Origin of the sequence: Cupriavidus sp. UBA2010 (genome assembly GCF_002335265.1) — a bacterium.
GTDB classification, from domain to species: Bacteria; Pseudomonadota; Gammaproteobacteria; order Burkholderiales; family Burkholderiaceae; genus Cupriavidus; species Cupriavidus metallidurans.
In genome coordinates this window covers 99,387-124,654 of record NZ_DDCI01000012.1, presented here as the reverse complement: position 1 = coordinate 124,654, position 25,268 = coordinate 99,387, and the positions used below count along the sequence as shown (strand labels likewise).

General features: G+C 62.0%; 22 protein-coding genes. 3 read left to right on the top strand and 19 right to left on the bottom strand.

All coding sequences use genetic code 11. From position 1 onward, the window contains the following. Positions 1 to 224 precede the first annotated feature (224 nt). Positions 225 to 992 (bottom strand): sulfite exporter TauE/SafE family protein, encoded by a 768-nt coding sequence (locus B2246_RS07895; RefSeq protein WP_035882352.1) that lies wholly within the window; start codon positions 990 to 992, stop codon positions 225 to 227. Positions 993 to 1,077: 85 nt separating this feature from the next. Between B2246_RS07895 and fnr the strand changes: the two genes are divergently transcribed. Beyond that, positions 1,078 to 1,803 carry a fumarate/nitrate reduction transcriptional regulator Fnr gene (gene fnr / locus B2246_RS07890; RefSeq protein WP_008647449.1) on the top strand — a complete coding sequence of 242 codons (726 nt, stop codon included), beginning with the start codon at positions 1,078 to 1,080 and terminating at the stop codon, positions 1,801 to 1,803. Positions 1,804 to 1,886: 83 nt separating this feature from the next. On the opposite strand, the gene B2246_RS07885 is transcribed toward fnr, so the two are convergent. The 18 genes from B2246_RS07885 to ugpB all read right to left on the bottom strand — a co-directional run bounded on the left by B2246_RS07885 (position 1,887) and on the right by ugpB (position 22,425). Further along, positions 1,887 to 2,132 (bottom strand): hypothetical protein, encoded by a 246-nt coding sequence (locus B2246_RS07885; protein WP_008647451.1) that lies wholly within the window; start codon positions 2,130 to 2,132, stop codon positions 1,887 to 1,889. Continuing rightward, positions 2,129 to 2,365 carry a membrane protein gene (locus B2246_RS07880; protein WP_024570148.1) on the bottom strand — a complete coding sequence of 79 codons (237 nt, stop codon included), beginning with the start codon at positions 2,363 to 2,365 and terminating at the stop codon, positions 2,129 to 2,131. The genes B2246_RS07885 and B2246_RS07880 overlap by 4 nt, the downstream gene beginning before the upstream one ends. 13 nt (positions 2,366 to 2,378) lie before the next feature. Further along, complete coding sequence (gene ccoG / locus B2246_RS07875; RefSeq protein WP_008647456.1) at positions 2,379 to 3,908, bottom strand: cytochrome c oxidase accessory protein CcoG; 1,530 nt, start codon at positions 3,906 to 3,908, stop codon at positions 2,379 to 2,381. A 55-nt stretch (positions 3,909 to 3,963) separates the two neighbouring features. Beyond that, positions 3,964 to 4,878 (bottom strand): cytochrome-c oxidase, cbb3-type subunit III, encoded by a 915-nt coding sequence (gene ccoP, locus B2246_RS07870; protein ID WP_008647458.1) that lies wholly within the window; start codon positions 4,876 to 4,878, stop codon positions 3,964 to 3,966. Then, positions 4,875 to 5,042, bottom strand: a complete 168-nt coding sequence (locus B2246_RS07865; protein ID WP_008647460.1) for a cbb3-type cytochrome oxidase subunit 3 — start codon at positions 5,040 to 5,042, stop codon at positions 4,875 to 4,877. The genes ccoP and B2246_RS07865 overlap by 4 nt, the downstream gene beginning before the upstream one ends. A 4-nt stretch (positions 5,043 to 5,046) precedes the next feature. Beyond that, complete coding sequence (gene ccoO, locus B2246_RS07860) at positions 5,047 to 5,712, bottom strand: cytochrome-c oxidase, cbb3-type subunit II (protein ID WP_008647462.1); 666 nt, start codon at positions 5,710 to 5,712, stop codon at positions 5,047 to 5,049. A 17-nt stretch (positions 5,713 to 5,729) separates the two neighbouring features. Further along, complete coding sequence (ccoN, locus tag B2246_RS07855) at positions 5,730 to 7,178, bottom strand: cytochrome-c oxidase, cbb3-type subunit I (RefSeq protein ID WP_008647464.1); 1,449 nt, start codon at positions 7,176 to 7,178, stop codon at positions 5,730 to 5,732. Between the two features lie 171 nt (positions 7,179 to 7,349). Further along, complete coding sequence (gene ccoS, locus B2246_RS07850; protein ID WP_008647465.1) at positions 7,350 to 7,496, bottom strand: cbb3-type cytochrome oxidase assembly protein CcoS; 147 nt, start codon at positions 7,494 to 7,496, stop codon at positions 7,350 to 7,352. Between the two features lie 2 nt (positions 7,497 to 7,498). Continuing rightward, the gene (locus B2246_RS07845) at positions 7,499 to 10,084 is read right to left on the bottom strand and encodes a heavy metal translocating P-type ATPase (RefSeq protein ID WP_035882351.1); all 2,586 of its coding nucleotides are present in this window, start codon (positions 10,082 to 10,084) and stop codon (positions 7,499 to 7,501) included. Positions 10,085 to 10,231: 147 nt separating this feature from the next. After that, entirely contained in the window at positions 10,232 to 11,329 is a 1,098-nt protein-coding gene (gene zapE, locus B2246_RS07840; RefSeq protein ID WP_008647467.1) for a cell division protein ZapE, read from the bottom strand. Between the two features lie 84 nt (positions 11,330 to 11,413). Beyond that, complete coding sequence (lpdA, locus tag B2246_RS07835) at positions 11,414 to 12,838, bottom strand: dihydrolipoyl dehydrogenase (RefSeq protein WP_008647468.1); 1,425 nt, start codon at positions 12,836 to 12,838, stop codon at positions 11,414 to 11,416. 125 nt (positions 12,839 to 12,963) lie between these two features. Then, positions 12,964 to 14,223, bottom strand: a complete 1,260-nt coding sequence (gene odhB, locus B2246_RS07830) for a 2-oxoglutarate dehydrogenase complex dihydrolipoyllysine-residue succinyltransferase (protein WP_035882350.1) — start codon at positions 14,221 to 14,223, stop codon at positions 12,964 to 12,966. A gap of 94 nt (positions 14,224 to 14,317) precedes the next feature. Then, a complete protein-coding gene (locus tag B2246_RS07825) occupies positions 14,318 to 17,170 on the bottom strand; it encodes a 2-oxoglutarate dehydrogenase E1 component (protein ID WP_008644258.1) in 2,853 nt (950 codons plus the stop codon). Between the two features lie 280 nt (positions 17,171 to 17,450). Next, positions 17,451 to 18,188, bottom strand: a complete 738-nt coding sequence (ugpQ, locus tag B2246_RS07820) for a glycerophosphodiester phosphodiesterase (RefSeq protein WP_008644256.1) — start codon at positions 18,186 to 18,188, stop codon at positions 17,451 to 17,453. After that, entirely contained in the window at positions 18,185 to 19,288 is a 1,104-nt protein-coding gene (locus B2246_RS07815; protein WP_286882152.1) for a sn-glycerol-3-phosphate import ATP-binding protein UgpC, read from the bottom strand. Before B2246_RS07815 ends, ugpQ begins: the two co-directional genes overlap by 4 nt. A gap of 9 nt (positions 19,289 to 19,297) precedes the next feature. Beyond that, on the bottom strand, positions 19,298 to 20,146 hold the full coding sequence (ugpE, locus tag B2246_RS07810; protein WP_008644254.1) for a sn-glycerol-3-phosphate ABC transporter permease UgpE: 849 nt from the start codon (positions 20,144 to 20,146) through the stop codon (positions 19,298 to 19,300). A gap of 10 nt (positions 20,147 to 20,156) precedes the next feature. Next, positions 20,157 to 21,038, bottom strand: a complete 882-nt coding sequence (ugpA, locus tag B2246_RS07805; protein WP_035882348.1) for a sn-glycerol-3-phosphate ABC transporter permease UgpA — start codon at positions 21,036 to 21,038, stop codon at positions 20,157 to 20,159. A 76-nt stretch (positions 21,039 to 21,114) separates the two neighbouring features. After that, on the bottom strand, positions 21,115 to 22,425 hold the full coding sequence (ugpB, locus tag B2246_RS07800) for a sn-glycerol-3-phosphate ABC transporter substrate-binding protein UgpB (protein WP_008644248.1): 1,311 nt from the start codon (positions 22,423 to 22,425) through the stop codon (positions 21,115 to 21,117). Positions 22,426 to 22,630: 205 nt separating this feature from the next. Here ugpB and B2246_RS07795 point away from each other — a divergent pair, with 205 nt between their 5' ends. Both B2246_RS07795 and B2246_RS07790 read left to right on the top strand, forming a co-directional pair. Beyond that, on the top strand, positions 22,631 to 23,437 hold the full coding sequence (locus tag B2246_RS07795; RefSeq protein WP_286882153.1) for an HAD-IIB family hydrolase: 807 nt from the start codon (positions 22,631 to 22,633) through the stop codon (positions 23,435 to 23,437). A 163-nt stretch (positions 23,438 to 23,600) separates the two neighbouring features. Continuing rightward, complete coding sequence (locus tag B2246_RS07790) at positions 23,601 to 25,259, top strand: M30 family zinc metallopeptidase (RefSeq protein ID WP_414646341.1); 1,659 nt, start codon at positions 23,601 to 23,603, stop codon at positions 25,257 to 25,259. Positions 25,260 to 25,268 lie beyond the last annotated feature (9 nt).

The following is a 25,268-nucleotide window of genomic DNA, read 5'->3' as shown; positions in this document are numbered from 1 at the left end:
AGCGCCACCTCTCCACACAGCCCCATCGGACTTTGGAACCAGATCTTGTGAACCGGATGAACTGTGGGGACGATCCCGGCAAGCCAGACCTGCCCAGACCCCCTGGGCACACATCCCAGATCGGGAATGCAGCCCCGGCGACGCCACGAGCGCATCGGAGCGCGATACCGTGGTTTTCGCGATTGTATGGCATTCCAGCCCCGCCCTGCAACCAGCAAAAAAGTCTAGAACACGACGCAGAAGCCGTGATTGGCCAGCGTATCGGGCAGCCAGACGGCGCGTGCGACACCCAGCGCCCCAAAACCGATCACAACAAGCGCGGCGCCCACTCGAACGCCGGGGCGGCGCGACAGTTGCCGCAGGTAGCCCGACAAACCCGAGATCACCAGCAGGTTGGGCAGCGTCCCAATGCCAAAGGCCGCCATGACAAGTGCCCCAGATGGCGCATTTCCAGCCAACAAGGCCAGCGCAAGTGCGCCATACACCATACCACAGGGCACCAGCCCCCAGGCCAACCCCATCCCATAGCGCCGCATGATGGGCGCGTGCCGACGCAAGCGAAGCGGCATCTGCATGCCCAGCGACGCGACGCCCCGGACGACATACGAGGCAGCCCGCGCCGCCAGCCGTTCGAGCCATGCTGCACGCATGACGCGGCCCCGCAACAACCACACCCCGGTCAGAACCAGTAACAGGCTGCCCGCGCCATAGAGCCAGCGCTGCACTGGAAGGTAGTCCTGCTTCCAGACTGTCGCACCCACCGCTCCCATCAGCGCCCCAAGCAGCACATAGGTCGTGAGACGCCCGGCGTGCATGACCAGCAGTTCCAGCCACCAGTGAAATCGCGAGCGATGCACGAGGCTAACGACCGCAACAGCCCCCCCGGATTGCCGTTGCTCGACGGCAATGGCAATTCCTCCGCACATGGCGGCGCAATGCACGCCACCAAGCAACGCAAGTGTAAAGACACTGAAAAGCACACCAAATGGCAACTGTTCCTCGCTTCTGCGTCACATCACGCTGTAAAATGCCTGCATCGCGCCTCCATCGCAAGCGCATTCATGCGAGCACCATCAATTGCTTACCTCCATTCCCGTCACCGAGATGTCTCCGCGTTGCTCCACTTGCGCCATGGGCCAGCTTTGCCTTCCCGTGGGCATGTCGCAACAGGACCTCGCAAAGATGGACACGCTCGTACAGGAACGCGTTCGTGTTCACAAGGGCGAAACGCTCTATCGCATGGGCGAACCACTTACCGCAGTCTATGCGATCCGCTTTGGCACATTGAAGACCCACGTGACCATGGAGGACGGACGCACGCAAATCACCGGCTTCCATTTGCCCGGTGAGGTCGTCGGGCTCGACGGCCTCAGCGAGATGCAGCATGCGTCCGACGCCACCGCGCTCGAGGACACAGAGGTCTGCGTCGTGCGATTCGATGACCTGCAATCGCTGTCCGGCACGTTGCCTTCTCTCCAGCAGCAGTTCCTGAGGCTGATGAGCAAGGAAATCTCGCAAGACCAGATCATGCTGATCACTCTTGGCTCGATGCGTGCCGAAGAGCGCCTGGCAGCATTTCTCGTCAACATGTCGGAGCGCCTGTCGATGCGCGGCTACTCGTCGAGCGAGTTCGTGCTGCGGATGAGCCGCGAAGAAATCGGCAGCTACCTTGGCCTCAAGCTCGAAACCGTGAGTCGGCTCTTCTCGCGATTCGCCGAAGCCGGCCTGATCCAGATTCGCCAACGACACGTGAAACTCGTGGACATGGAAGGCATCAGGCAGGTCTATAGCCGAAACTGCTAACGGGCATCGTGGCCAGGAAAACGGCCGCATCGGGAGCTGATCTCCCGGTGCGGCCGTTTTGCTTTCTGCCAGCACTCGAGCCATTACTCGAGTTCGTCGGTCTCCTCGAGCTTGGTTGGCATGGTGTATAGCGTCAGTCCGCTGGACAACGCGCAAAACAACCACGCCACCAGGAAGCCAATCGTGTAGACCGCCTCACGAGACGCTTCCACCTGGTGCCCGAAGAACGTGAGATCGCCCGGATCAACGACCGAAAACACGGTGGCGGTGGCCGCTCCGCCCATCAGAAACGCCGGCCAAAGTACCCACATCAGCCAGCGGAGTCTCATGGGCGCCTCGCAGCCGGCGACGCTACATGCTCCGCCCCCGTTTTCTCCACGACCAGGCCATGACGCTCCACGCCGGAAACCGGCAAATCCGGATGCGTGTTGGCAAGCCAGATGGTCACGCCGCAGCCAATAATTGCGAGCAACGGACCGCTCATCAAAAGCCACGGCCACGGTTCCCTGTACCAGGGCTTGGACTGTTGGGATGTCATTGCGCTCTCCTTGTTTGCTGCCATTTCACCCTCAGCATCACAGATTGCGGGGAACAATGAAACTCGTGGATTGCCTGATATGCGCGTCTCGGCCGTCCTCGCCCTCCGCCGTCACGGTTACGTTGATCTTGTGCGTGCCTTCCTTGGCATCGTCGATCGGCACGCGAATGCGAATCGGCAACAACCGGTTGGACGTTGGCTGCATGGCCTCGGCGGACTTGTCATACTCGACCGTCAGTCCAGTCAGATCGTCGCCCTCAGCCTGCACGCGAATCCGCATCGGCGCTTCCGTGGTGTTGATCACCTGGAGCCGATAGACGTTCTCGATCCAGCGGCCCTCCACTTCCCGGCCCAGCGCGCCGCGATCCCGAATGATGTCGACCTTGATCGGCGACCGCATTGCCAGCGATGCGACGAAGCCCGCCGCCAGAACCAGCCAGATCAGCGTATAGATGATCGTGCGTGGTCGCAGCAGCCGTTTGCGCGCGTCGGATGTCGTCAGGGACTTGCGCATGGCGTTTTCCGACGTGTATCGGATCAGGCCGCGCGGGTACTCCATCTTGTCCATGACGAGATTGCACGCGTCGATACAGGCGCCACAACCGATGCACTCGTACTGGAGGCCATCACGAATATCGATACCGGTCGGACACACCTGCACGCAGATACTGCAATTCACGCAATCGCCAATACCAGCCGCATGGCGATCGGTCTTGCGGGAACGGCTACCACGCGGCTCCCCACGACCCACGTCATAGGTCACGACATAGGTATCGCGGTCGACCATCACGCTCTGGAAACGCGCATAGGGGCACATGTACTTGCACACCTGCTCGCGCATGAATCCGGCGTTGCCCCAGGTCGCAAATGCGTAGAACAGCATCCAGAAGCTCTGCCAGGGTCCTAGCGTGAAATGCAGGACCTCGCTACCAAGTTCCCGAATCGGTGCGAAATACCCGATAAACGTGAAGCCCGTCCACAGTGCGATCAGCACCCAGAGCACATGCTTGGTCGCCTTGATTCGCAGCTTGCGCAGGCTCCAGGGATCGCCGTCGAGTCGGATCCGCGCGATGCGATCCCCTTCGACATGTCGCTCGATCCACATGAATATCTCTGTGTAGACCGTCTGAGGACAGGCATAGCCGCAGAACAGGCGTCCCGCGATGGCGGTGAACAGAAATAGCGATAGCGCAGAAATGACCAGCAGCACAGCGAGATAGATCACATCCTGCGGCCACAGCACGAGACCGAAGATGTAGAACTTGCGCGCGCCGAGATCGAACAGCACGGCCTGGCGATCATTCCACTGCAGCCAGGGCGTTCCGTAGTAAATCAACTGCGTCAGGATGACCAGCCACACGCGCCAGCTCGAAAACGCGCCAGAAGTCGAGCGCGGATAGATCTTGCGGCGGACCTCGTACAGCGCTTCCTCGGTGGTCTCGGCCCCCTTGGGGGGCGGCGCGGGACGCCAAGTGTTGCCGTTACGATCGCTCGCCGACTGGCTTGCAGACGGATCGTTCGAGGCGTGATCGTCCGAGTGATCGGGGGCGTTAAGGGGCGCGCTCATCGTGTTGCCCTCACGCCCCGGTGGGCGGCACGCCGCCCGGCCCCGGGGCAGTTAGTCATTTTGCAGCGCCTCCCGTATTTGAGAGACCCCACACATATGCGGTCAGCATGCGGATGCGCTCAGGCGTCAGAATCTCCTCGTGCGCCGGCATATGACCGTTGTGTCCCTTCAGGATCGCGTCGACGATCGTCGCTTCCGAGCTGCCGTACAACCACGTGTTGTCGGTCAGGTTCGGCGCGCCGAGTGCCTGGTTGCCCTTGCCGTTGGCGCCATGGCAGGCCGCGCAGGTCGACTTGAACGTGCTTTCGCCACGCGATGCGCGAATCGGATCTGACGACAGACCAGACAGCGAACGCACGTACTGGGCAGTATCGCCGGCCTGCTTCGCATCGATCGTGCTGGCAAACGATGGCATCACGCCATTGCGGCCCTTGGTGATCGTCTGCTGGATCGTCTCCGGCTCGCCACCGTAGAGCCAATCGTTGTCGGTCAGGTTGGGGAAGCCTCGGCTGCCACGCGCATCCGAACCGTGGCACTGCGCGCAGTAGTTCAGGAACAACCGCTGGCCGATCTCGCGTGCGTCAGGATCCGCCGCCACCTGCTTGATATCCATGCTCAGATACTTGGCGTAGATCTGGTGCTGCGTTTTCTCGGCGGCCTCGCGGTGAGCGGCAAGCTCGCCCTGCGTCGAGAACTTGAGCATACCGGCGTACGATCCCAGGCCCGGATACAGCGCCAGGTAACCAAGACCGAAGATGCAGGCCAGCAGGAACATCCACATCCACCAACGTGGCAGCGGGTTGTTCAGTTCGCGCAGGTCACCATCCCAGACATGACCGGTGTCATCAGTGGTGCTGACACCTTTCGGCATCTTGCGTTGGGAAAACAGCAGCCAGACACACCAGACGATCCCGATGAGCGCGATGGCCGCGATGTAATAACTCCAGAAATCGGAAATGAAATCGCTCATGGCTGTGGGTTCCGGCTTGTAGTTGTGGTTTCGTCAGGCAGGGCAAACGGCAACATCGCCGATTCCTGATTGGCGGCCTGGCGGCCGCCCGACCATGCCCACCAGCAGATGCCAATGAACGTCAGCATCGACACGACGGTTGCAATTGCGGTCACGATCGCCATGGCATCACTCCTTCGCCGGCGCCGGAGCCGCCGCCGAGTCAACGCGCACGTTGCGGCGATTCAGGCCCAGCCCCTGCAGATACGCCACCAGCGCATCTTCTTCCGTCTTGCCTGCCAGCTCTTCAGGCGCACGAGCAATCTCTTCGTCCTTGTACGGCACACCCAGACGCTTCAGCGCGTGCATGCGTGCCTGGATGTCGTTGGTGGGCAACTGCGTCTTTTCCAGCCACGGGTACGAAGGCATCACCGACTCGGGAACCACATCACGCGGATTGCGCAGGTGGATCCGCTGCCAGTCGTCCGAGTAACGGCCGCCAACACGCGCGAGATCTGGACCGGTACGCTTCGAGCCCCACAGGAACGGGTGGTCATACACCGACTCGCCCGCCGTGGAGAAATGGCCATAACGCTCAGTCTCCGCCTGCAGGGTACGCACCTGCTGCGAGTGGCAACCAACGCAACCCTCGCGGATGTAGATGTCGCGCCCCATCAGGCGCAGCGGCGAGTACGGTGTGATGCCCGGATCGGGCTCGGTCGTCGAGTGCTGGAAGAACAGCGGCACGATCTGCACCAGGCCAGCGATGCTGACCACGATGATGGTTGCAATGATCAGCCAGCCGACGTTCTTCTCCAGCGTTTCGTGGGAAAAGAATCCTTGTTTTTGAGACATCGTTCGGTCCTCGGCGATCAGTGGGCGGAAGCCGGCAGGTTGGCCGGAATCGGAGCGTCAACCGCAGGCTTGCCAATGATGGTACGTGCCACGTTGTAAGCCATGAGGATCATGCCGCTCAGGAAGCACAGGCCACCCAGCAGACGGATCAGATAGAACGGATACTTTGCCTTGACCGCTTCGACGAACGCATAGGTCAGCGTGCCATCAGGCTGCGTGGCGCGCCACATCAGGCCTTCCATCACACCGGCGATCCACATCGAGGCGATATAGAGCACGACGCCGATCGTCGCAATCCAGAAGTGCCACTCGATCAGGCGCGTGCTGTACATCTCCTTCTCTCCGAACAGGCGCGGAATCAGGTAGTAAAGCGAGCCGATCGAGATCATCGCGACCCAGCCCAGGGCACCCGAGTGCACGTGGCCGATCGTCCAGTCCGTGTAGTGCGACAGCGCGTTCACGGTCTTGATCGACATCATCGAGCCCTCGAACGTGGCCATGCCGTAGAACGACAGCGCCACCACCAGGAACTTGAGAATCGGATCGGTACGCAGCTTGTGCCAGGCACCGGACAGCGTCATGATCCCGTTGATCATGCCGCCCCACGACGGAGCCAGCAGGATCAGCGAGAACACCATGCCCAGCGACTGCGCCCAGTCAGGCAGCGAGGTGTATTGCAGGTGATGCGGACCCGCCCACATATACGTGAAGTTGAGCGCCCAGAAGTGGACGATCGACAGGCGATACGAGTAGATCGGACGCTCCGCCTGCTTCGGGATGAAGTAGTACATCATCCCCAGGAAGCTGGTGGTCAGGAAGAAGCCCACCGCGTTGTGGCCGTACCACCACTGGATCATCGCGTCCTGCACGCCTGCATAGGCGGAGTACGACTTCCACATCGACACCGGCATTTCAATGTTGTTGACGATATGGAGGATGGCGATCGTCAGAATGTAAGCGCCGAAGAACCAGTTCGCCACGTAGATGTGACGGGTCTTGCGCTTGATGATCGTGCCGAAGAACACCACCGCGTAGGCAACCCAGACCAGCGTGATCAGGATATCGATCGGCCATTCGAGCTCGGCATACTCCTTGGAAGAAGTAATGCCCATCGGCAGCGTGATCACCGCCGCGATGATGATGGCTTGCCAGCCCCAGAACGTGAACGACGCCAGCGGGCCGCAGAACAGCCGGGCCTGGCAGGTGCGTTGCACGACGTAGTACGACGTGGCGAACAGCGCGCTACCGCCAAATGCAAAGATCACCGCATTGGTGTGAAGCGGTCGCAAGCGACCGAACGATAACCACGGTGTATTGAAATTCAGATCCGGCCAGATCAATTGCGCCGCAAGCAGAACGCCTACGGCCATGCCAACGATCCCCCAAACCACGGTCATGACGGCAAACTGCCGCACGACTCCATAGTTGAAGGTGTCGGCGCGTGAGGACGCGGTGGTGACAGCCATTCAGACCCCCAATGCAAAAAGTAAAAATAAACCTACTGACGGTGTGACTTTAGAAAATCGGCTTACAAGTCGCGTTGACTTTCATCAAGCCACCAGCATCCCTTGCGAACTGCTTGCATTAATTCCGGTCAATGCGCGTTCGCCGCAACGGTCACCTATATGCCTTGACATTCAAGGCTTGTCGTTGTCGAGCAGAATTGCTTCCGCCGGGCGATCGAGGTCGTCGTACTGCCCTGCGTGCAATGCCCACCACAGCGCCCCGGCGATCACAGCCACCAGCACCAGGCTCATCGGCACCAATAGATAGAGTGTTTCCATATTCAGGACTCCCTGGCCGGCGCCGCCGCGGCGCGCAACAGGCGCCATGCATTGCCGACAACCAGTAACGACGACACGGACATTCCAATGCCTGCCATCCATGCCGTAACGAGTCCGGTAGCTGCCAGGGGGATCGCCACGACGTTGTAGAAAAAGGCCCAACCCAGGTTCTGGCGCACCACGCGGCGCGTCTTGCGGGCCACGGCGATGGCATTGGCGATCTCGCCCACGCCGCCGTGTGTCAGCACGGCATCGGCACCGGCCTGCGCCAATGGCGCGCCGCTGCCAATCGCTATCGAAACCTGCGCCTGGGCCAGCACCGGCGCATCGTTGATGCCGTCGCCCACCGCCAGAACGACGGCGCCCTGCTGTTGAAGGTTGGCTACATAGTCGCGTTTGCCTTCAGGCGTGACCGCGCCAACGGCGGTCTCGATGCCAAAGCGGTCCGCCCACCAGCGCACCGCTGCCGGCTGATCGCCCGAAACCAGATGACAGCGCACACCGAGTCGGGTCAGCGAAGCCAGAAGCTCGGCAGTCTGGGGCCGTTCGACATCGGCCAACTGGAAACACGCCAGCGGTCCGCTTGTGTCACCAAGCCAGACCTCGGTGGCGCCAGGATAACGGTCGCCACTGCGGCGGATATCGGCCGCTGCCGGTGCCAGTTCCGCGACGAACTCTCTACGCCCCAGCCGCATCGACCGGCCGTCGACAATTGCCTGCAACCCTTGCCCGGGAACGTTGTGCAGGTCAGCCACCAGCCGTTCGGCATGGTCCGTCGCGGCGTCAACCAGGGCCCTGGCAATTGGATGCTCCCCACCACGCTCCATGGCGGCGGCAAGACTCTGGCAAGTTGACGCATCCAGATTGCCCGCGATCTCCGTCGACACGAGCGCAAAGCGCCCCTCGGTCAACGTGCCCGTCTTGTCGAGCATGACGTCCGTGACCCCCGAAAGCGCTTCGAGCGTATGCGCGCGGGTCACCAGCACGCCGCGCCGCGACAACGCCGCGCCAGCAGCGGCCAGCGCCGCCGGAGTAGCCAGCGACAACGCGCAAGGACAGCTCACTACGAGCACGGCGACGGTAACCAGCAGTGCGCGTGATGGATCGATCCAGATCGCCCAGACCAGCCCGGTGATTGCGGCCAGAATCAAGAGGGTGGCGACAAACCAGCCGGCCACGCGATCCGCCAACTGGGCCAGGCGGGGCTTGTCCGCCAGCGCGCGATCCAGCACGGCGACGATCTCGGCGAGACGGGTCTGCGCGCCGATCCGGCGCACGCTCACCTCGAGCGGACTGGCGGCATTGAAGCAACCCGCCAGCACCGTGTCACCAATGGCGCGCTTCACCGGCCGCGCCTCCCCTGTCAGCATCGACTCGTCGATCTCGCTGACACCGGCCACCACGACACCGTCGGCCGGCATGATCTCGCCCGCCTTCACGCGAATCCGGTCGCCGGCATTCAGTCGCGCAACCGGAATCCGCTCGCCGACGCCGCTCGCCTCCACCAGCCGCTCGCAGGTCGCGGGCAGCTGGCGCGCCAGCATCTCGGCGCCACTGCGCGAGGCCTGCCGGACACGCAACTCCAGATAGCGGGCCAACAGAAGGAACGCGACGAACATCGTCACGGAATCGAAGTAGACCTCCCCCACGCCCCGCACGGTTGCCACAGCGCTCGCGAAGAAGCCAGCCAGCACACCGATCGCGACAGGCACGTCCATGCCCATATGCCGTTGCCGCAATGAACGCCATGCGCCAGCGAAAATCGGTGAGGCAGAGTAAAGAACCACCGGGATCGTCAGCGCAAAGCTCGCCCAGCGCATCAACTGAAGCTGGCCGGGGTCGATCGTGGCTTCGTGCGTATAGAGCGGCCATGCATACATCATCACCTGCATCATGCCGAGCATCGCCACCGCCATGCGCATCAGCAGGCCGCGCCGCTCACGGCGATCGTGCTGGTCGCCACGCGACACCTCGAACGGCCATGCCTGGTAGCCGATGTCGGCCAGCGTGGACAGCAGCCCTGCCACGCCCTGCTTGTTCTCTTGCCAGCGCACCACCACGCGGCGCGTAGCCACGTTCGCCACGGCCGACTCGACCCCATCCAGTTGTCCGAGGTGCTGCTCGATCAGCCAGGCACAGGCTGCGCAGCGGATGTTTTCCGGTGCTAGCGTAATCTCCGCCCGGCCATCGCCCAGTTCGCGAACGAACTGGTTGCGCAGCTCAGGGGTATCGTAGGCGGCCCACACAGGTTCCGCCTCGCGTCGCGCCTGGGCATCTATCGGCCGCGCGAATCGCGTGACATCGCTATATAGATGCCCGAAACCTGCTGAATAGAGTGTCTGTGCCAGCGCCTGGCAGCCGCCACAGCAGAACGTGCGGCGCTGCCCGTCTATATCAGCGACGAGCGGCGTGACATCGCGCCCGAGAGGCTGGCCGCAATGAAAACAATGAACAGTGGATGTGGACAGAGACGCCGACCCAGGCCGTGTGCCCGAGGCAAGGGCTGCGGCGGAACCAAGTTGTGCGCTCGGATTGGACGGAACGGACGTTCCATCGGGCGCGAGGGGGCTGGCGTGCAGGGACGGCATAGTGCGCTTTTAGTACCCAGCGAATACTAGGTAACCAGCGCGCCATATGCCTTGATAAAGATCAAACTTCCAAAAATGGAGTCAGGGCCGGGGCGGTGCAGACAGGGGAGCCGATTCGAATGGCCCTCACCCCCCCCTGCCAGCCTGTCAGGTCAACGAGGTGTCGACGGTACGACGTTCGGACTCGATGTACTCCCTCGACTGCATCTCGATGATCCGCGACACCGTCCGGTGAAACTCGTTCGCCATCTGGCCTTCGGTATAGAGTTCGTCGGCTGGCACCTCGGCGGACATCAGCAGCTTGACCTTGTGATCGTAGAAAACATCAATCAGCCAGGTGAAGCGGCGCGCCTCCGAGGACATCCGCGGCGTCATCTTCGGCACATCCGACAGGATCACCGTATGAAACTGTGACGCAATCTCCAGATAGTCGTTCTGGGAGCGCGGGCCGCCGCACAAGGTTGCGAAATCGAACCAGACCACGCCATTGGCCTTGCGCAGCGCCTTGATCTCGCGATGTTCGATATGCAGGATCGGAGATTCGTCCGCCGTACCCGCGATAGACACGAACGCATCGCGCAGCGCGGCGCTGGCTTCCCGGTTCAGCGGCGTGTGGTAGGCCTGCACCTGTTCCAGCGCCCGCTTGCGGTAGTCGATGCCGGCATCGACATTGAGCACATCGAGTTTTTGCTGCAGCAGCGCAATAGCCGGCAGCACCCGATCACGGTGAAGGCCGTCCGGGTAAAGCAGATCCGGGCGATAGTTCGACGTCATCACGAACTGCACACCGTTTTCGAACAACTGCTGCAGCAGACGATGCAGGATCATCGCATCCGCCACATCATTGACGTGGAACTCGTCGAAGCAGATCAGCCGGAAGCGGCGCGCAATGCGTTTCGCCAGTTCGTCCAGCGGGTCTGCCCGGCCGCGCAGTTCCTCGAGTTCCCGATGCACCTCGCGCATGAACTCGTGGAAGTGGAGCCGCGTCTTGCGCACCACCGGCACGCAGGAATAGAAACTGTCCATCAGGAACGACTTGCCGCGCCCCACTCCACCCCACATGTAGACGCCCTTCGGCACCTCGGGGTGTACCAGCAGCTTCTTCAGCGTGCTGTTTCGACGGCCCTTGTAGGCCACCCACTCGTCATAGCATTGCTGGAGCCGCTCCACGGCGCGACGCTGCGCCTCATCAGACTGATAGCCGCGCTGCTTGAGTTCGTGTTCGTAAAACTCGGTGACGTTCATGTGGGTTCAACCGGAGGCTGCAAGTGAAAACGGCGCGCCGCGAATGGCGGCGCGCCGGTGCTCACACTTTGCGAGGCAAATGCCTTACATGTTGAGCTGACGCTTGTCGACGGCCAGCGCGGCTTCGCGCATGACTTCCGACATCGACGGGTGCGGGTGGCAAACGCGACCGATATCTTCGCTCGCAGCCTTGAACTCCATCGCCACCACGGCTTCGGCGATCAGGTCCGAAGCATTCGCGGCCACGATGTGCACGCCCAGGATCTCGTCGGTCTTGGCATCGGCCAGCATCTTCACGAAACCGTCCGAAGCACCCATGCCCAGCGCACGGCCATTGGCCATGAACGGGAATTGGCCCGACTTGTACTCGCGGCCTTCGGCCTTGAGTTGCTGCTCGGTCTTGCCGACCCACGCGATTTCCGGGAACGTGTAGATAACCCAGGGAACCGTGTTGAAGTCGATGTGCGGCTTCTGGCCAACGATACGCTCGGCCACAGCCACGCCTTCGTCTTCGGCCTTGTGCGCCAGCATCGGGCCACGCACCACGTCGCCGATTGCCCAGATGCCCGGCACCTTGGTCTGGCAGTGATCGTCCACCTCGATGAAGCCACGCTGGTCCACGCCCAGGCCCACGGCGTCGAGGCCGAGGTTGTCGGTGTTCGGCACGCGGCCCACCGACACGATCAGGCGATCGACTTCCAGCGTCTGTGCCTTGCCGTCCTTGTCGGTGTAGTTGACCGTGACGTTGTCCTTGCCGGTCTTCACTTCGTCGACCTTGACGCTCAGATGGAACTGCAGCCCCTGCTTGGTCAGCAGCTTCTGCGCTTCCTTGGCCACGCCTTCGTCGGCTGCGCCCAGGAATGCGGGCAGCGCTTCCAGCACGGTCACTTCGGCACCCAGACGGCGCCACACCGAGCCCAGTTCCAGGCCGATCACGCCGGCGCCGATCACGCCCAGCTTCTTCGGCACGGTACCGAACTTCAGCGCGCCTTCGTTATCGCTGATCAGGTTGTTGTCGACAGCGATGCCCGGCAGATGGCGAGCCTTCGAGCCCGTGGCGATGATGACTTGCTTGGCGGTCAGCGTTTCGCCGTTCACTTCCACTTGGAAGCCTTCTGCAGCCTTGCCGGTGAACTTGCCGTAGCCCTTGAACAGGGTCACCTTGTTCTTGCGGAACAGGAACTCGATGCCCTTCGTCATCTTGCTGACGATGTCGTCCTTGCGCTTGAGCATCTTGGCCACGTCGACCTTGACGTCGCCCACGGTGATGCCATGGTCGGCCAGGTGATGCGAGGCGTTCTCGAACTCTTCCGAGGAAGCCAGCAGTGCCTTGGACGGAATGCAGCCTACGTTCAGGCAGGTACCGCCCAGGCGTGCTTCGCCCTTCGGATCGTCATAGGCATTGCCTTCCAGGCAAGCCACGTTCAGGCCCAACTGGGCAGCGCGGATGGCGGCGATATAGCCGCCGGGGCCGGCGCCGATCACCAGCACGTCGAATTGTTTGCTCATGGGAAATTTCTCACTGGTGCGTCATGCCCGCGCAAGGGCGGGCGTCCGGCGGCGATGTGGCGGCCGGGTCCCCGCACGCGAAGCGCGGGGACGACGACAAACGATAGACGGAGGTCTGGCCTGAATTACAGGTCCAGCAGCAGACGAGCCGGATCTTCCAGCGCTTCCTTCATGGCCACCAGACCCAGAACGGCTTCGCGGCCGTCGATGATACGGTGGTCGTAGGACATCGCCAGGTAGTTCATCGGACGGATCACGATCTGGCCGTCTTCCACCACGGCACGGTCCTTGGTGGCGTGCACGCCCAGGATGGCCGACTGCGGTGGGTTGATGATCGGGGTCGACAGCATCGAGCCGAACGTACCGCCGTTCGAGATCGAGAACGTACCGCCGGTCAGCTCTTCCAGCGACAGCTTGCCGTCACGCGCCTTGGTACCGTACTCGGCGATCTTCTTCTCGATGTCGGCCAGGCTCATCTGGTCGGCGTTGCGCAGGATCGGCACCACCAGACCACGCGGCGAGCCCACGGCGATACCGATGTCGAAGTAGCCGTGGTAGACGATGTCGTTGCCGTCCACCGAGGCGTTGATGACCGGGTACTTCTTCAGCGCGTGCACGGCGGCCTTCACGAAGAAAGACATGAAGCCCAGCTTCACACCGTGTTCCTTCTCGAAGCGATCCTTGTACTTGGCGCGCAGATCCATCACCGGCTTCATGTTCACTTCGTTGAAGGTGGTGAGGATGGCGTTGGTCGATTGCGACTGGATCAGACGCTCGGCGATACGGGCGCGCAGGCGGCTCATCGGCACGCGCTCTTCCGGGCGATCGCCCAGCGCAGCGAAGTCAACCTGGGCCGACACTTGCGGCAGGGCCGGCTTGGCGGCGGCCGGAGCCGGAGCAGCCTTGGCGGCCGGAGCGGGAGCCGAGCCGGCTGCCAGCACGTCACCCTTGGTGATGCGGCCGTCCTTGCCAGTGCCAGCCACTTGCGAAGCAGACAGGCCACCCTCGGCCATCAGCTTGGCAGCCGACGGCATGGCGATGGCGCCAGCGCTGGCGGCGGCTGCGGGGGCAGCGGCTGCCGGGGCCGGTGCTGCTGCGGCGGGAGCCGGAGCGGCGGCGGCCGGTGCAACGGCGCCTGCAGTGGCTGCCGTGTCGATCTTGGCAATCACTTCATCGGCCACGACGGTATCGCCGTCGTTCTTGATGATCTGCGACAGAACGCCGGCCGACGGTGCCGGCACTTCCAGCACAACCTTGTCCGTTTCGATTTCGATCAGGATCTCGTCCTGAGCAACGGCTTCGCCCGGCTTCTTCTTCCAGTTCAGCATGGTCGCTTCGGCGACCGATTCCGACAATTGGGGAACCTTGACGTCAACAATAGCCATGGTTTGAAAATTCCTCGATGTATGCGTGTGTTTCGTTGCGGGTAGGCTGACCCGCGGCGCGCATCCTTGTGCGCGGCCCGCGGGTGCCGACGAATTACTTGGTCAGAACAAAGCCCTTGAGCTTGGAGAACGCAGCGTCCAGCAGCGCCTTCTGTTGCTCGTTGTGCTTTGCGTAGTAGCCCACCGCCGGCGAAGCCGAGGCGGGACGACCGGCATAACCGAGCTTCTGGCCTTCCGTCATGTTTTCCATGATGTAGTGCTGCACGAAGAACCAGGCACCCTGGTTCTGCGGCTCGTCCTGGCACCACAGGATTTCGGTCGCGCCCGGATACTTCTTGAGTTCCGCGGCAACAGCCTTGTGCGGGAACGGATACAGCTGTTCCATGCGGATGATCGCCGTGTCGGTGGCACCGCGCTCACGGCGGGTGTTGACCAGGTCGTAGTAGACCTTGCCCGAGCACATGATCACGCGCTTGACCTTGCTGGCATTCAGTTCCTCGTGATCGGGGATCACGGTCTCGAAATGACCCTTGGCCAGATCGGACAGCGGCGACACGGCATCCTTGCTACGCAGCAGCGACTTCGGCGTCATGATCACCAGCGGCTTGCGGAACAGACGGATCATCTGGCGACGCAGCAGGTGGAAGATCTGGGCCGGTGTGGTCGGCTGGACAACCTGGATGTTGTGGTCGGCGCAGAGCTGCAGGAAACGCTCGATACGGGCCGAGCTATGTTCCGGACCCTGGCCTTCGTAGCCGTGCGGCAGCATCATCGTCAAGCCCGATGCGCGACCCCACTTCACTTCACCCGACGAGATGAACTGGTCGATCACAACCTGGGCGCCGTTGACGAAGTCGCCGAACTGGGCTTCCCAGATCACCAGCGCGTTCGGTTCGGCGGTCGAGTAGCCGTATTCGAAGCCGAGCACGGCCTCTTCCGACAGCACCGAGTCGATCACCGTGAACGGTGCCTGGTTTTCCGACACGTTCTGCAGCGGCACGTACGAGCCGGCATCCCAGCGCTCGCGAGCCTGGTCATGCAGCACGGCGTGGCGGTGCGTGAAGGTACCGCGGCCGGCGTCCTGGCCGGTGATACGCACCGGGTAGCCCGAGGCCACCAGCGAAGCGAAGGCCAGGTGCTCACCCATGCCCCAGTCCAGCATCTGCTCGCCACGGCCCATGTTGGAGCGGTCCTTGACGACCTTCTCCACCAGCGGGTGCAGCTTGAAGTGCTCGGGAATCGTGGTGATGCGCTCGGCCAGACGCTTCAGTTCCGTCATCGGCACGGCGGTGTCGGCAGCGTCCGTCCACTTGCGGTTCAGGAACGGCATCCAGTCCACGGCGAACTTGTTCTTGAAGTTCGACAGGACCGGGTCCACCGTGTGCTTGCCCGCATCCATGGCGGCACGGTAGTCCTTGACCAGCTCGTCGCCGAACTCGGCTGCGGTCAGGTTCTGCGCCACCAGTTTGTCGGCGTACAGCTTGCGCGTACCCGGATGCTGGCCGATCTTCTTGTACATCAGCGGCTGCGTCATGGCCGGCGTGTCTTGCTCGTTGTGGCCCAGCTTGCGGAAGCAGATGATGTCGACCACGACGTCCTTGTTGAATTCCATGCGGAAATCAACGGCCAGCTGCATGGCGTACACCACGGCTTCGGGATCGTCGCCGTTCACGTGCAGCACCGGCGCCTCGATCATCTTGACCACGTCCGTGCAATACAGCGTCGAACGGGCGTCACGCGGGTCCGACGTGGTGAAACCGATCTGGTTATTGATAACCAGATGCATCGTGCCACCCGTGCCGTAGCCGCGGGTCTGCGCGAGGTTCAGCGTTTCCATCACCACGCCCTGACCTGCAAAGGCCGCGTCGCCGTGCACTTGCACCGGCAGCACTTCCTTGTGGCCGACGTCGCCGCGGCGTTCCTGGCGAGCCTTGGACGAGCCTTCGACCACCGGGTTGACGATTTCCAGGTGCGACGGGTTGAACGCGAGCGACAGGTGAACCGGGCCGCCTTCCGTCGAGACATCGCTCGAGAAGCCCTTGTGGTACTTCACGTCACCGGCCGGCAGGTCGTCGACGTGCTTGCCTTCGAATTCGGCGAACAGGTCGGCCGGCATCTTGCCCAGCGTATTGACCAGCACGTTCAGACGGCCACGGTGAGCCATGCCGATCACGATTTCCTGCACGCCCTTGGTGCCGGCGTGCTGGATCAGTTCGTCCATCGCGGCGATGAAGCTCTCGCCACCTTCGAGCGAGAAGCGCTTCTGGCCGACGTACTTGGTGTGGAGGAATCGCTCCAGGCCTTCGGCCGCGGTCAGGCGGTCGAGGATGTGCTTCTTCTTCTCCAGCGTGAACACGGGCTTGGAACGCGTGGTTTCCAGGCGCTCCTGCCACCAGCGCTTCTGCGCCTGGTCGCTCACGTACATGAACTCGGCGCCAATGGTGCCGCAGTACGTTTCGCGCAGGTTGTTGAGCAGCTCGCGCAGGCTCATCGACTCCTTGCCGAAGTACGTGTTGCTGGCATTGAAGACGATATCGAGGTCAGCCTCGGAGAAGCCGTAGAACGCCGGATCCAGGTCAGGCAGGGGCGGACGCTCCTGGCGCTTGAGCGGGTCGAGGTCTGCCCAGTGCGAGCCGATGTTGCGGTAAGCGGCGATCAGCTGCGTGGCAGCGACGCGCTTGCGGCCCATATCGGAATCGGCCGAGGCAACAATGGTCTTGATGGGGCCCTGCTTGGCGCGCTCGGCGAACGAGGCGACGATCGGTGCGTGGGGAATATCGCGGGCGTTGGAACCATCCGCAGCCGGGACATTCTGCATCGCGTCGAAATACGCGCGCCAGTTGTCGGGAACCGAGCTGGGATTCTGGAGGTAGGCCTCGTACAGCTCTTCCACATAGGGGGCGTTGCCGCCGAAGAGGTACGAATTGCTTTGATACTGCTGCATCATGGGGCGCTCACTATTCTCCGGGAATGCCGGAGTTAAGCGGGTTCATCAACCTTCCGCGACACGGCTCGACCGGTTAGCGGATTGCAAACAACTCTTGGGGGCCCAACGGTTACCACCTTGAACGAACGGCACCTTGTCAGGTGCCGCTAGTTTTCGGTCTCGCCGCCAGACCCGAAAGGGCAAGTTGTGCGGGGAAGGACCTAAGTCTTCACTCGCGAAGCATAGCACGTTTGCCCAGAACTCGTAGGGACTTTTCGTGATGCAAAACAAGACGGACTGTTCAGGACTGTGGCGCGATCTGATCGACCGCATCGGTGATCAAGCCATCCAGCCCCCATGACAGCAGGTTCGCTGCCCTCGCCGGATCGTTGACCGTGTAGCAGAGCACCTTGAACCCGGCTGAATGCGCGGCGCCGATGACAGCGGCATCGAGTTCGCGGTGGTTGGCGTCAAGCGCCACGCATTCCAGCCGGCGCAGCCGCTCGAGCCAATCTGCAGGCAATGTATCCAGCAACAAGGCACGCGGGAGGTCTGGCGCCACCTGATGCGCCGCCTCCAACGCCACCTCCGAAAACGAGGACAGCAATGGCGGCGTGCCAGCACCCTTCCACATCGAAAGTGCATCAAGCGCCACGGCAGCACCGGTCCGATACTCGGTCCCCGGCACCGGCTTGATTTCTATATTGACCATGAAGCCATTGGCCTGCGTATAGCGAGCAATGGCCGCCAGCGTCGGCACCGGCTCGCCCGCGTACGCGGGACTGTGCCAGCCGCCAGCATCCAGCGCCGCCAGTTCGCCCAGCGTCAGCGCATCGACACGCCCTTTGCCGGTCGTAGTGCGATCCAGCGTCGCATCGTGCATCAGGATCGGCTTGCCGTCGGCAGACAGCTTCACGTCGAACTCGAACATCCGGTAGCCGAACGACGCACCGTGCCGAAACGCGGCCAGCGTGTTTTCGGGAGCCAGCTTGCCCGCGCCGCGATGGGCGATAAAGCGAGGATAGGGCCAATTCGTCATGCCTGAGCCTCGATACGCTTGCCCGACTGCACATCAAAGAAATGCAGATGCTCGGCCGACGCCGTGATCGGCAGCTTGTCGCCGGCACGCACCTGCATCTGGCTGTCGAGCCTGACCACGATGGGCTGGCCACCGAGCGAACCGTAAGCGAACGAATCCGCGCCGAGCGCTTCTACCACCCGCACATCCAGTTCGGCGATTGCCTCATGCACGGCACAAGGCTCGATGTGTTCGGGACGTAATCCCATCAGCGCCTGCTCGGGCAGATGCAGCCCCATCGGCAGATGTCCCAGCGTTGCCGCCGTCTGCCCGTCCTTGGGCTGGACCCGCATTTGCGCCCCGCCCTGCCCGCTTCCGTTCCGCGCCACCGGCACCAGGTTCATCGGCGGCGAACCAATGAAGCCGGCGACGAACGTGCTGGCCGGTCGCGCATAGACTTCCAGCGGCGTGCCGATCTGCTCCACCCGGCCGCCATTGAGCACCATCATGCGGTCCGCCAGCGTCATGGCCTCCACCTGGTCGTGCGTCACATAGAGGCTGGTCGTCTTGAGTCGGCGGTGCAGATCCTTGAGCTCCAGCCGCATCTGCACGCGCAGCTTGGCGTCGAGGTTCGACAGCGGTTCGTCGAACAAGAACACCGATGGCTCGCGCACGATCGCACGGCCCATCGCCACGCGCTGCCGCTGTCCGCCGGATAACGCGCGCGGTTTGCGCTCGAGCAGCGACGCAAGTTCCAGGATGCCCGCCGCGTGCTTGACGCGCCGCTCGATCTCGCCCTTCGACATCCCACGGATCTTCAGCCCGTACGCCATGTTGTCGTACACGCTCATGTGCGGATAGAGCGCGTAATTCTGGAACACCATCGCGATATCACGCGCGGCCGGCTCCAGATCGTTGACGACGTTGTCGCCAATATGGATCTCACCACCGGTGATCGTCTCGAGGCCCGCCACCATGCGCAGCAGCGTGGATTTGCCGCAGCCGGACGGCCCGACGATCACGATGAACTCGCCGTCGGCGATTTCCATGTCGATGCCGTGCACGACCTGCGTGCCCCCGGCATAGGTTTTCTGAACGTTGCGAAGAGACAGCTTTGCCATGGAATGACCTTATTTTTCCGTTTCCACGAGGCCCTTGACGAACCAGCGTTGCATCAGCACCACCACCACTGCCGGCGGAATCATCGCCAGCATCACGGTGGCCATCACGAGGTTCCAGTCGGTAGCGGCATCGCCCGAGCGGGAAATCATCTGCGTCACGCCCACCACCACGGGCGTCATTGACTTCTGCGTGGTGATCAGCAATGGCCAGAGGTACTGGTTCCAGCCATAGATGAACTGGATCACGAACAGCGCGGCGATACTGGTGCGCGACAGCGGCAGCACCACATCCCAGAAGAATCGCAACGGTCCGGCCCCGTCGATGCGAGCGGCTTCGGCCAGTTCATCCGGGATCGTCAGAAAGAATTGCCGAAACAGGAACGTGGCGGTGGCCGACGCGATGATGGGAATCGTCAGACCGAAGTAGCTATCCAGCATGCCGAGGTCAGACACCACCTTGTAGGTCGGCAGGATACGCACTTCCACCGGCAGCATCAGCGTGATGAAGATCATCCAGAAGAACGTCTTGCGCAGCGGAAAGCGGAAGTAGACGATCGCGAAGGCGGAAATGATCGAAATCGCGATCTTCCCCAGCGCAATGCCCAACGCCATGATCAGGCTGTTCTTCATCATGGTCGAGACCGGCGAAGCGGCCTCGCCCACGCCCTGGAACAGCACGGTGCGATAATTTTCGATCAGATGGCTGCCCGGGATCAGCGTCATCGGTGCATCGAGTACCTGCTCGGCCGTCAGCGTCGACGCGACGAAAGTCAGGTACACCGGAAATGCCACGACCGCGATGCCGACGATCAGCACGAGGTGGGTAATAAAGTCGAGTACGGGACGTCGTTCTACCATGGCTGGCTCCTCAATACTGGACTTTGCGTTCCACGAATCGGAACTGCACCACGGTCAGCGCGATCACGATCACCATCAGCACCACCGACTGCGCGGCCGAGCCACCAATATCCATGCCACGGAAGCCGTCATGGAACACCTTGTAGACGAGCGTGTTGGTCGAGTTGAACGGGCCGCCGTGGGTCACCGCATCGATGATCGCGAAGGTATCGAAGAAGGCGTAGACCATGTTGATCACGAGCAGGAAGAAGGTGGTAGGCGACAGCAGCGGGAACACGATCGACCAGAAGCGCTTCCACGGGCCCGCGCCGTCGATGGCCGCGGCCTCGATCAGCGATTTCGGAATGCTCTGCAGCCCGGCCAGGAAGAACAGGAAGTTGTAGCTGACCTGCTTCCATGCCGCGGCCAGCACCACCAGCAGCAGTGCCTGGTTGCCATTGAGCAGGAAGTTCCAGTCCACGCCTGCCTTGCGCAGCGCGTAGGACACCACACCCAGGGTTGGGTTGAACATGAACATCCAGAGCACGCCGGCCACGGCAGGCGCTACGGCGTACGGCCAGATCAGCAGGGTCTTGTAGCCAGTGGCGACGCGCACGACGCGATCGGCGAAGTACGCCAGCAGTAGCGCCACGGACAGGCCCACCACCGTCACGCCAATGGCGAAGATCGCGGTGGTCTGGAAGGACTCGATGTACTGCGGGTCCTTCCACAGCGTAACGAAGTTATCGAGTCCAACGAACTCGAGATGGATGCCGAAGGCATCCTGCTGCAGCATCGACTGCCACAGCGCTTGCCCGGCGGGCAAAAAGAAGAAGATCAGCGTGATGGCGATCTGCGGCAGCACCAGCAGATACGGCAACCACGGAGAGCGAAAGACGACGCGCTTTTCCATCGAGGGGGTTCCCAAAACAAACGCAAACGGGCGACGATTGTGCCGCCGCCCGCTTCAGCTCCATCACCGCAGGGGATTATTCCCTGGCGGTCTTCTGGAAACGCTCCAGCAGTTCGTTGCCACGTGCCACGGCGTTGTCGAGCGCGGCCTTCGGCTCCTTCTTGCCAGCCCACACCGCTTCGAGTTCCTCGTCGATCACGGTACGGATCTGCACGAGGTTGCCGAGACGCACGCCGCGCGACTTGTCGGTGGTCTTCACGACCATCTGCTCGACCGAGACATCGGCACCCGGGTTCTTGTCGTAGTAACCCGACTTCCTCGTCATCTCATACGCAGCCATCGTCACCGGCAGGTAGCCCGTGGCCTGGTGCCAGTCCGACTGGATCTCGGGCCGCGACAGGAACGTGAAGAACTTGGCCACGCCCTTGTACTCGTCGGCCTTCTTGCCGCCCATCACCCACAGCGATGCGCCGCCAATGATCGTGTTCTGCGGCGCGCCCGGCACGTCCGGGTAGTACGGCAGTTGCGACACACCAAACTGGAACTTGGCGTTCTTGCGGATATTGGCCAGCGATGCGGACGAGCCCGTGAACATCGCGCACTCGCCGTTGTAGAACTTGGCCTGCGACTCCGCCTTGCGGCCGCCGTAGCTGAAGTAGCCCTTCTTCACCATCTCCTGCAGGTTCGTGATGTGCTTTACGTGCAGCGGGCTATTGAAGACCAGCCGTGCGTCGGTGCCGCCAAAACCGTTGTTCTTCGTGGCGAAGAGCGTGTTGTGCCAGGCGGAGAAACTCTCCAGGTGCACCCAGCTCTGCCAGTCGGTGGTATAGGCGCAGCTCTGGCCCGACGCCTTGAGCTTGGCCGAATACTGCATCACCTCTGGCCAGGTCTTGGGCGGGGCGGAAATGCCCGCCTTCTTGAAGGCATCCTTGTTGTAATAGAAGACAGTCGTCGAGCTATTGAACGGGAACGACAGCATCTCGCCCTTCGACGACGTGTAGTAACCCGCCACTGCCGGGATGTACGCCTTTTGGTCGAACTTCTCGCCAGCGTCCTTCATCACCTGCGACACCGGCTTGATGGCGCCCTTGGCGCTCATCATCGTCGCGGTACCCACCTCGAATACCTGCAGGATGGCCGGCGCGCCGCCCGCGCGGAACGCCGCAATGCCGGCTGCCATGGTCTCGTCGTAATTGCCCTTGTTGACCGGCACGATCTTGTAGTCAGACTGGCTGGCGTTGAACTTGTCGGCAATCTCATTGACCTTGTCGTTCAGCGCGCCCTGCATGGCGTGCCACCACTGGATCTCAACAGCGGCATGGGCCGTACCGGCCAAGGCCAGGGTTGCAACGGCGGCGAGCTTCAACGCGGTGCGTGGAAAAGACATTGGCATTTCTCCTGAGGCTGTGTTCGGTCCGACCAATTTTTTTGAAAAAGCGACCGACTGTATGCATTTTTTGTGACAGGCATGTTACGCCGCTCTTATGTCACGGCAAACAGGGCAAACCCGCCTTGCCGAAGAGATTGTTGCGGCATATTGACACTGCGCAACCATCGCCCTTGCAACAAGGACGCAGATACAATTCGCCGCCATGACCTCGCCCCAACCTTTCTCCGCCCTGCCCGACGCCGCCCTGTGCCGCGTGCGCGGCATCCTGACCGACATTGACGGCACGCTGACCACCGATGGCCGCCTGCCCGCGGCCACGTATCTGGCATTGGATCGCCTCACCCGTGCCGGGCTGCATGTGATTCCGGTAACTGGGCGATGCATCGCATGGGCGGAGATTCTGACTCGTCTGTGGCCGGTTGACGCAATCATCGGCGAAAACGGCGCCTTTTACTCGCATCTGCGTAACGGCAAGCTGGTTACCCGTTTTCTGGACGACGCGGAAACGCGCGATGCCAACCTGTTTCGCATCCACGCGCTCGGCCAGGAAATCCTGCGCGAGGTCCCCGGCTGCGCACTGGCATCGGACCAGGCATGGCATGCTGCCGATCTCGCGATCGACCATGCCGAGGACGTCCCGCCGCTGCCGCAACGAGCAGTCGACCGGATCGCCGAGATGATGCGCGAGGCTGGCATGACAGCAACGATCAGTTCGATCCATGTGAATGGATGGTTTGGGCACCACGACAAACTATCGATGAGCCGGCTGTGTGTAGAGGAACTCCTCGGTGACGACATCGACGCCAATCGCGACGAATGGCTGTTCATCGGCGACTCGGCCAACGACGTCGCGATGTTCGGCCACTTCCCGCTGTCGGTCGGCGTTGCCAACGTGAGTGACATCCTCCACCTGCTGCCGCACAAACCGGCCTACGTCACCAATGCATCCGGTGGCGAGGGTTTCGCCGAAATGGTGGAAAGGTTATTGGGACTGAGGCAGTTGGCCTGACGGTCGTCAAGCAAGGCTGAAGTTCTCCTGGAGCGGGTAGCTATCTCAAGATTCTCGCCCGTATAAGCATTGCTGCGCCGCAACGGCGTGGAATGCCAATACTCCAGGAGAACAATCAATGACGAACAAATCTCGCACATCGCCGCGCGCGAGGTACGCTGCTGTGGCGCTGCTCGCGGCCATTGCCCTGAGCGCTTGCGGAGGCGCTGGCGACGGATATCAATCCTCCCAGCCCGTGACCACGTCCGGTGCGCCCTCGACTCCGGAACCCTCTCTGCCCTCGGCTCCGGAACCCTCTCCGCCCAAGCCAACCAACGTCATGACACCGGCCTGCAGTCATTGCGGAGTGGTCGATGCGGACAACTACGCGGGGACCGGGGTGGGCGTCTGGCACGGCATCAATGCCACTGCAGACACTGTGGATATGCCAATTCACATTTCGGGATTGAAGGGCCAGGACGTGACGCTAGTCTTCACCAACCACACCGGCATTGCGCGGACCATGCCGAACATCTCGCTGACGACTTCGCAAATGCCGAGCATCGTCGCTAGCGCGCTGCGGTGGGACAACGGCACACAGGAAACCAAGCGCCGCATTTCCGACTTCAACCGTGAAGGCTGGGTCGCGCTCGCCGGCACGCGTGGCAGCACACCCCACTATTCCACTACAAGCGAGCCGACTCCTGCTGCGGTGGGTGATGTGAGGACCTGGTACCACGCTGACAATTCCGAGCGGTCAGCCATACTTGTGCGTCAGCAGGCAGCCTCCGATGGCACCACAATCAACATCTGGGTTGAAGAGTCGGAGAACGATGCCACCAAGGTACATTCGGACATCGTTGCCCGCCTCGCAGACGGCTTCGCCTCGAAAGGAAAGATCTACGACATGCTGAAGTCGGTGGGTGGCCCGCTCTGGGGGCCACACGCCTACTTCGACGTGATCTCCGCCACCGGACAGCCGATCGATATCGTCATCCTGAACTTCGACCACAATGAGAAGCCGTTTGGTGGAATCGGCTACTTCTACGGACGAAACGCCATAAAAAAAGCGGCGAGAACCAATCCATACAGCAACGAATCCGTATCCCTGTATCTGGATGCCGAGACGCTCTATCTGGGCGGCGAAGTTGGCATGAGGACAATGCTGCTGACCATGGCGCACGAGGCCGTGCACGCGCAGAACTTCTACCGTCGCGGGATGCTCATGGGGCCGAAGTACAGCTTCGACGAGTGGCTGGAAGAGGCTTCGGCCATGATGATGGAGGACCTCGCAAGCCTCTCGATCGACGCAAACTACAACGCAATCCGCGACGTTCGTTTCCGGGACTACATTGGCTACAAGGCCGGCTCTTACAACTGCGGCCTGACAACGTGGACACCGTTCGCCGCGTCATGCGACAGCTACTCGGTCTCCGGCTCGCTCGGCGGATTCCTGAACCGACAACTCGGACTCGATTTCTACAAGAACTTGCTGACCGACACGAGCAGCAACTCAGTGGCCGTACTCGACTCCGCCATTCGCTCGGTGCAGCCGGAATCGAGCCTCGGAGAGCAACTACGTCGGTTCGGCGCGACTTCGGGCGCGCTGATGAAATCCCCTAGCCCTGCCGGCTTTGGCTTCCCGGAACGACAAGACGGCCCGTTCACGCTTCCGCTGATCGATCCGCAAGCGCTCCTGCCCCTCCGGACACTGACGCAATCGATACCTGCCACTCTCGAGGCATACGCTAACCTGCCGGTGGTCCGTTCCGCAGTGAGCGGTGCATACAGCGAAACCGTGAAGGTTCCTGCCGGCTCCACGCTGTCTGTCGTGATTCAATAGTGAATACGG

Excerpts from the sequence above, each read along its gene's own strand:
- B2246_RS07885 (WP_008647451.1), bottom strand. The coding sequence starts at position 2,132 with ATGAGACTCCGCTGGCTGATGTGGGTACTTTGGCCGGCGTTTCTGATG.
- B2246_RS07880 (WP_024570148.1), bottom strand. The coding sequence starts at position 2,365 with ATGGCAGCAAACAAGGAGAGCGCAATGACATCCCAACAGTCCAAGCCC.
- ccoG (WP_008647456.1), bottom strand. The coding sequence starts at position 3,908 with ATGAGCGCGCCCCTTAACGCCCCCGATCACTCGGACGATCACGCCTCG.
- ccoP (WP_008647458.1), bottom strand. The coding sequence starts at position 4,878 with ATGAGCGATTTCATTTCCGATTTCTGGAGTTATTACATCGCGGCCATC.
- B2246_RS07865 (WP_008647460.1), bottom strand. The coding sequence starts at position 5,042 with ATGGCGATCGTGACCGCAATTGCAACCGTCGTGTCGATGCTGACGTTC.
- ccoO (WP_008647462.1), bottom strand. The coding sequence starts at position 5,712 with ATGTCTCAAAAACAAGGATTCTTTTCCCACGAAACGCTGGAGAAGAAC.
- ccoN (WP_008647464.1), bottom strand. The coding sequence starts at position 7,178 with ATGGCTGTCACCACCGCGTCCTCACGCGCCGACACCTTCAACTATGGA.
- ccoS (WP_008647465.1), bottom strand. The coding sequence starts at position 7,496 with ATGGAAACACTCTATCTATTGGTGCCGATGAGCCTGGTGCTGGTGGCT.
- B2246_RS07845 (WP_035882351.1), bottom strand. The coding sequence starts at position 10,084 with ATGCCGTCCCTGCACGCCAGCCCCCTCGCGCCCGATGGAACGTCCGTT.
- zapE (WP_008647467.1), bottom strand. The coding sequence starts at position 11,329 with ATGAACGTCACCGAGTTTTACGAACACGAACTCAAGCAGCGCGGCTAT.
- lpdA (WP_008647468.1), bottom strand. The coding sequence starts at position 12,838 with ATGAGCAAACAATTCGACGTGCTGGTGATCGGCGCCGGCCCCGGCGGC.
- odhB (WP_035882350.1), bottom strand. The coding sequence starts at position 14,223 with ATGGCTATTGTTGACGTCAAGGTTCCCCAATTGTCGGAATCGGTCGCC.
- B2246_RS07825 (WP_008644258.1), bottom strand. The coding sequence starts at position 17,170 with ATGATGCAGCAGTATCAAAGCAATTCGTACCTCTTCGGCGGCAACGCC.
- ugpQ (WP_008644256.1), bottom strand. The coding sequence starts at position 18,188 with ATGACGAATTGGCCCTATCCTCGCTTTATCGCCCATCGCGGCGCGGGC.
- B2246_RS07815 (WP_286882152.1), bottom strand. The coding sequence starts at position 19,288 with ATGGCAAAGCTGTCTCTTCGCAACGTTCAGAAAACCTATGCCGGGGGC.
- ugpE (WP_008644254.1), bottom strand. The coding sequence starts at position 20,146 with ATGGTAGAACGACGTCCCGTACTCGACTTTATTACCCACCTCGTGCTG.
- ugpA (WP_035882348.1), bottom strand. The coding sequence starts at position 21,038 with ATGGAAAAGCGCGTCGTCTTTCGCTCTCCGTGGTTGCCGTATCTGCTG.
- ugpB (WP_008644248.1), bottom strand. The coding sequence starts at position 22,425 with ATGTCTTTTCCACGCACCGCGTTGAAGCTCGCCGCCGTTGCAACCCTG.
- B2246_RS07795 (WP_286882153.1), top strand. The coding sequence starts at position 22,631 with ATGACCTCGCCCCAACCTTTCTCCGCCCTGCCCGACGCCGCCCTGTGC.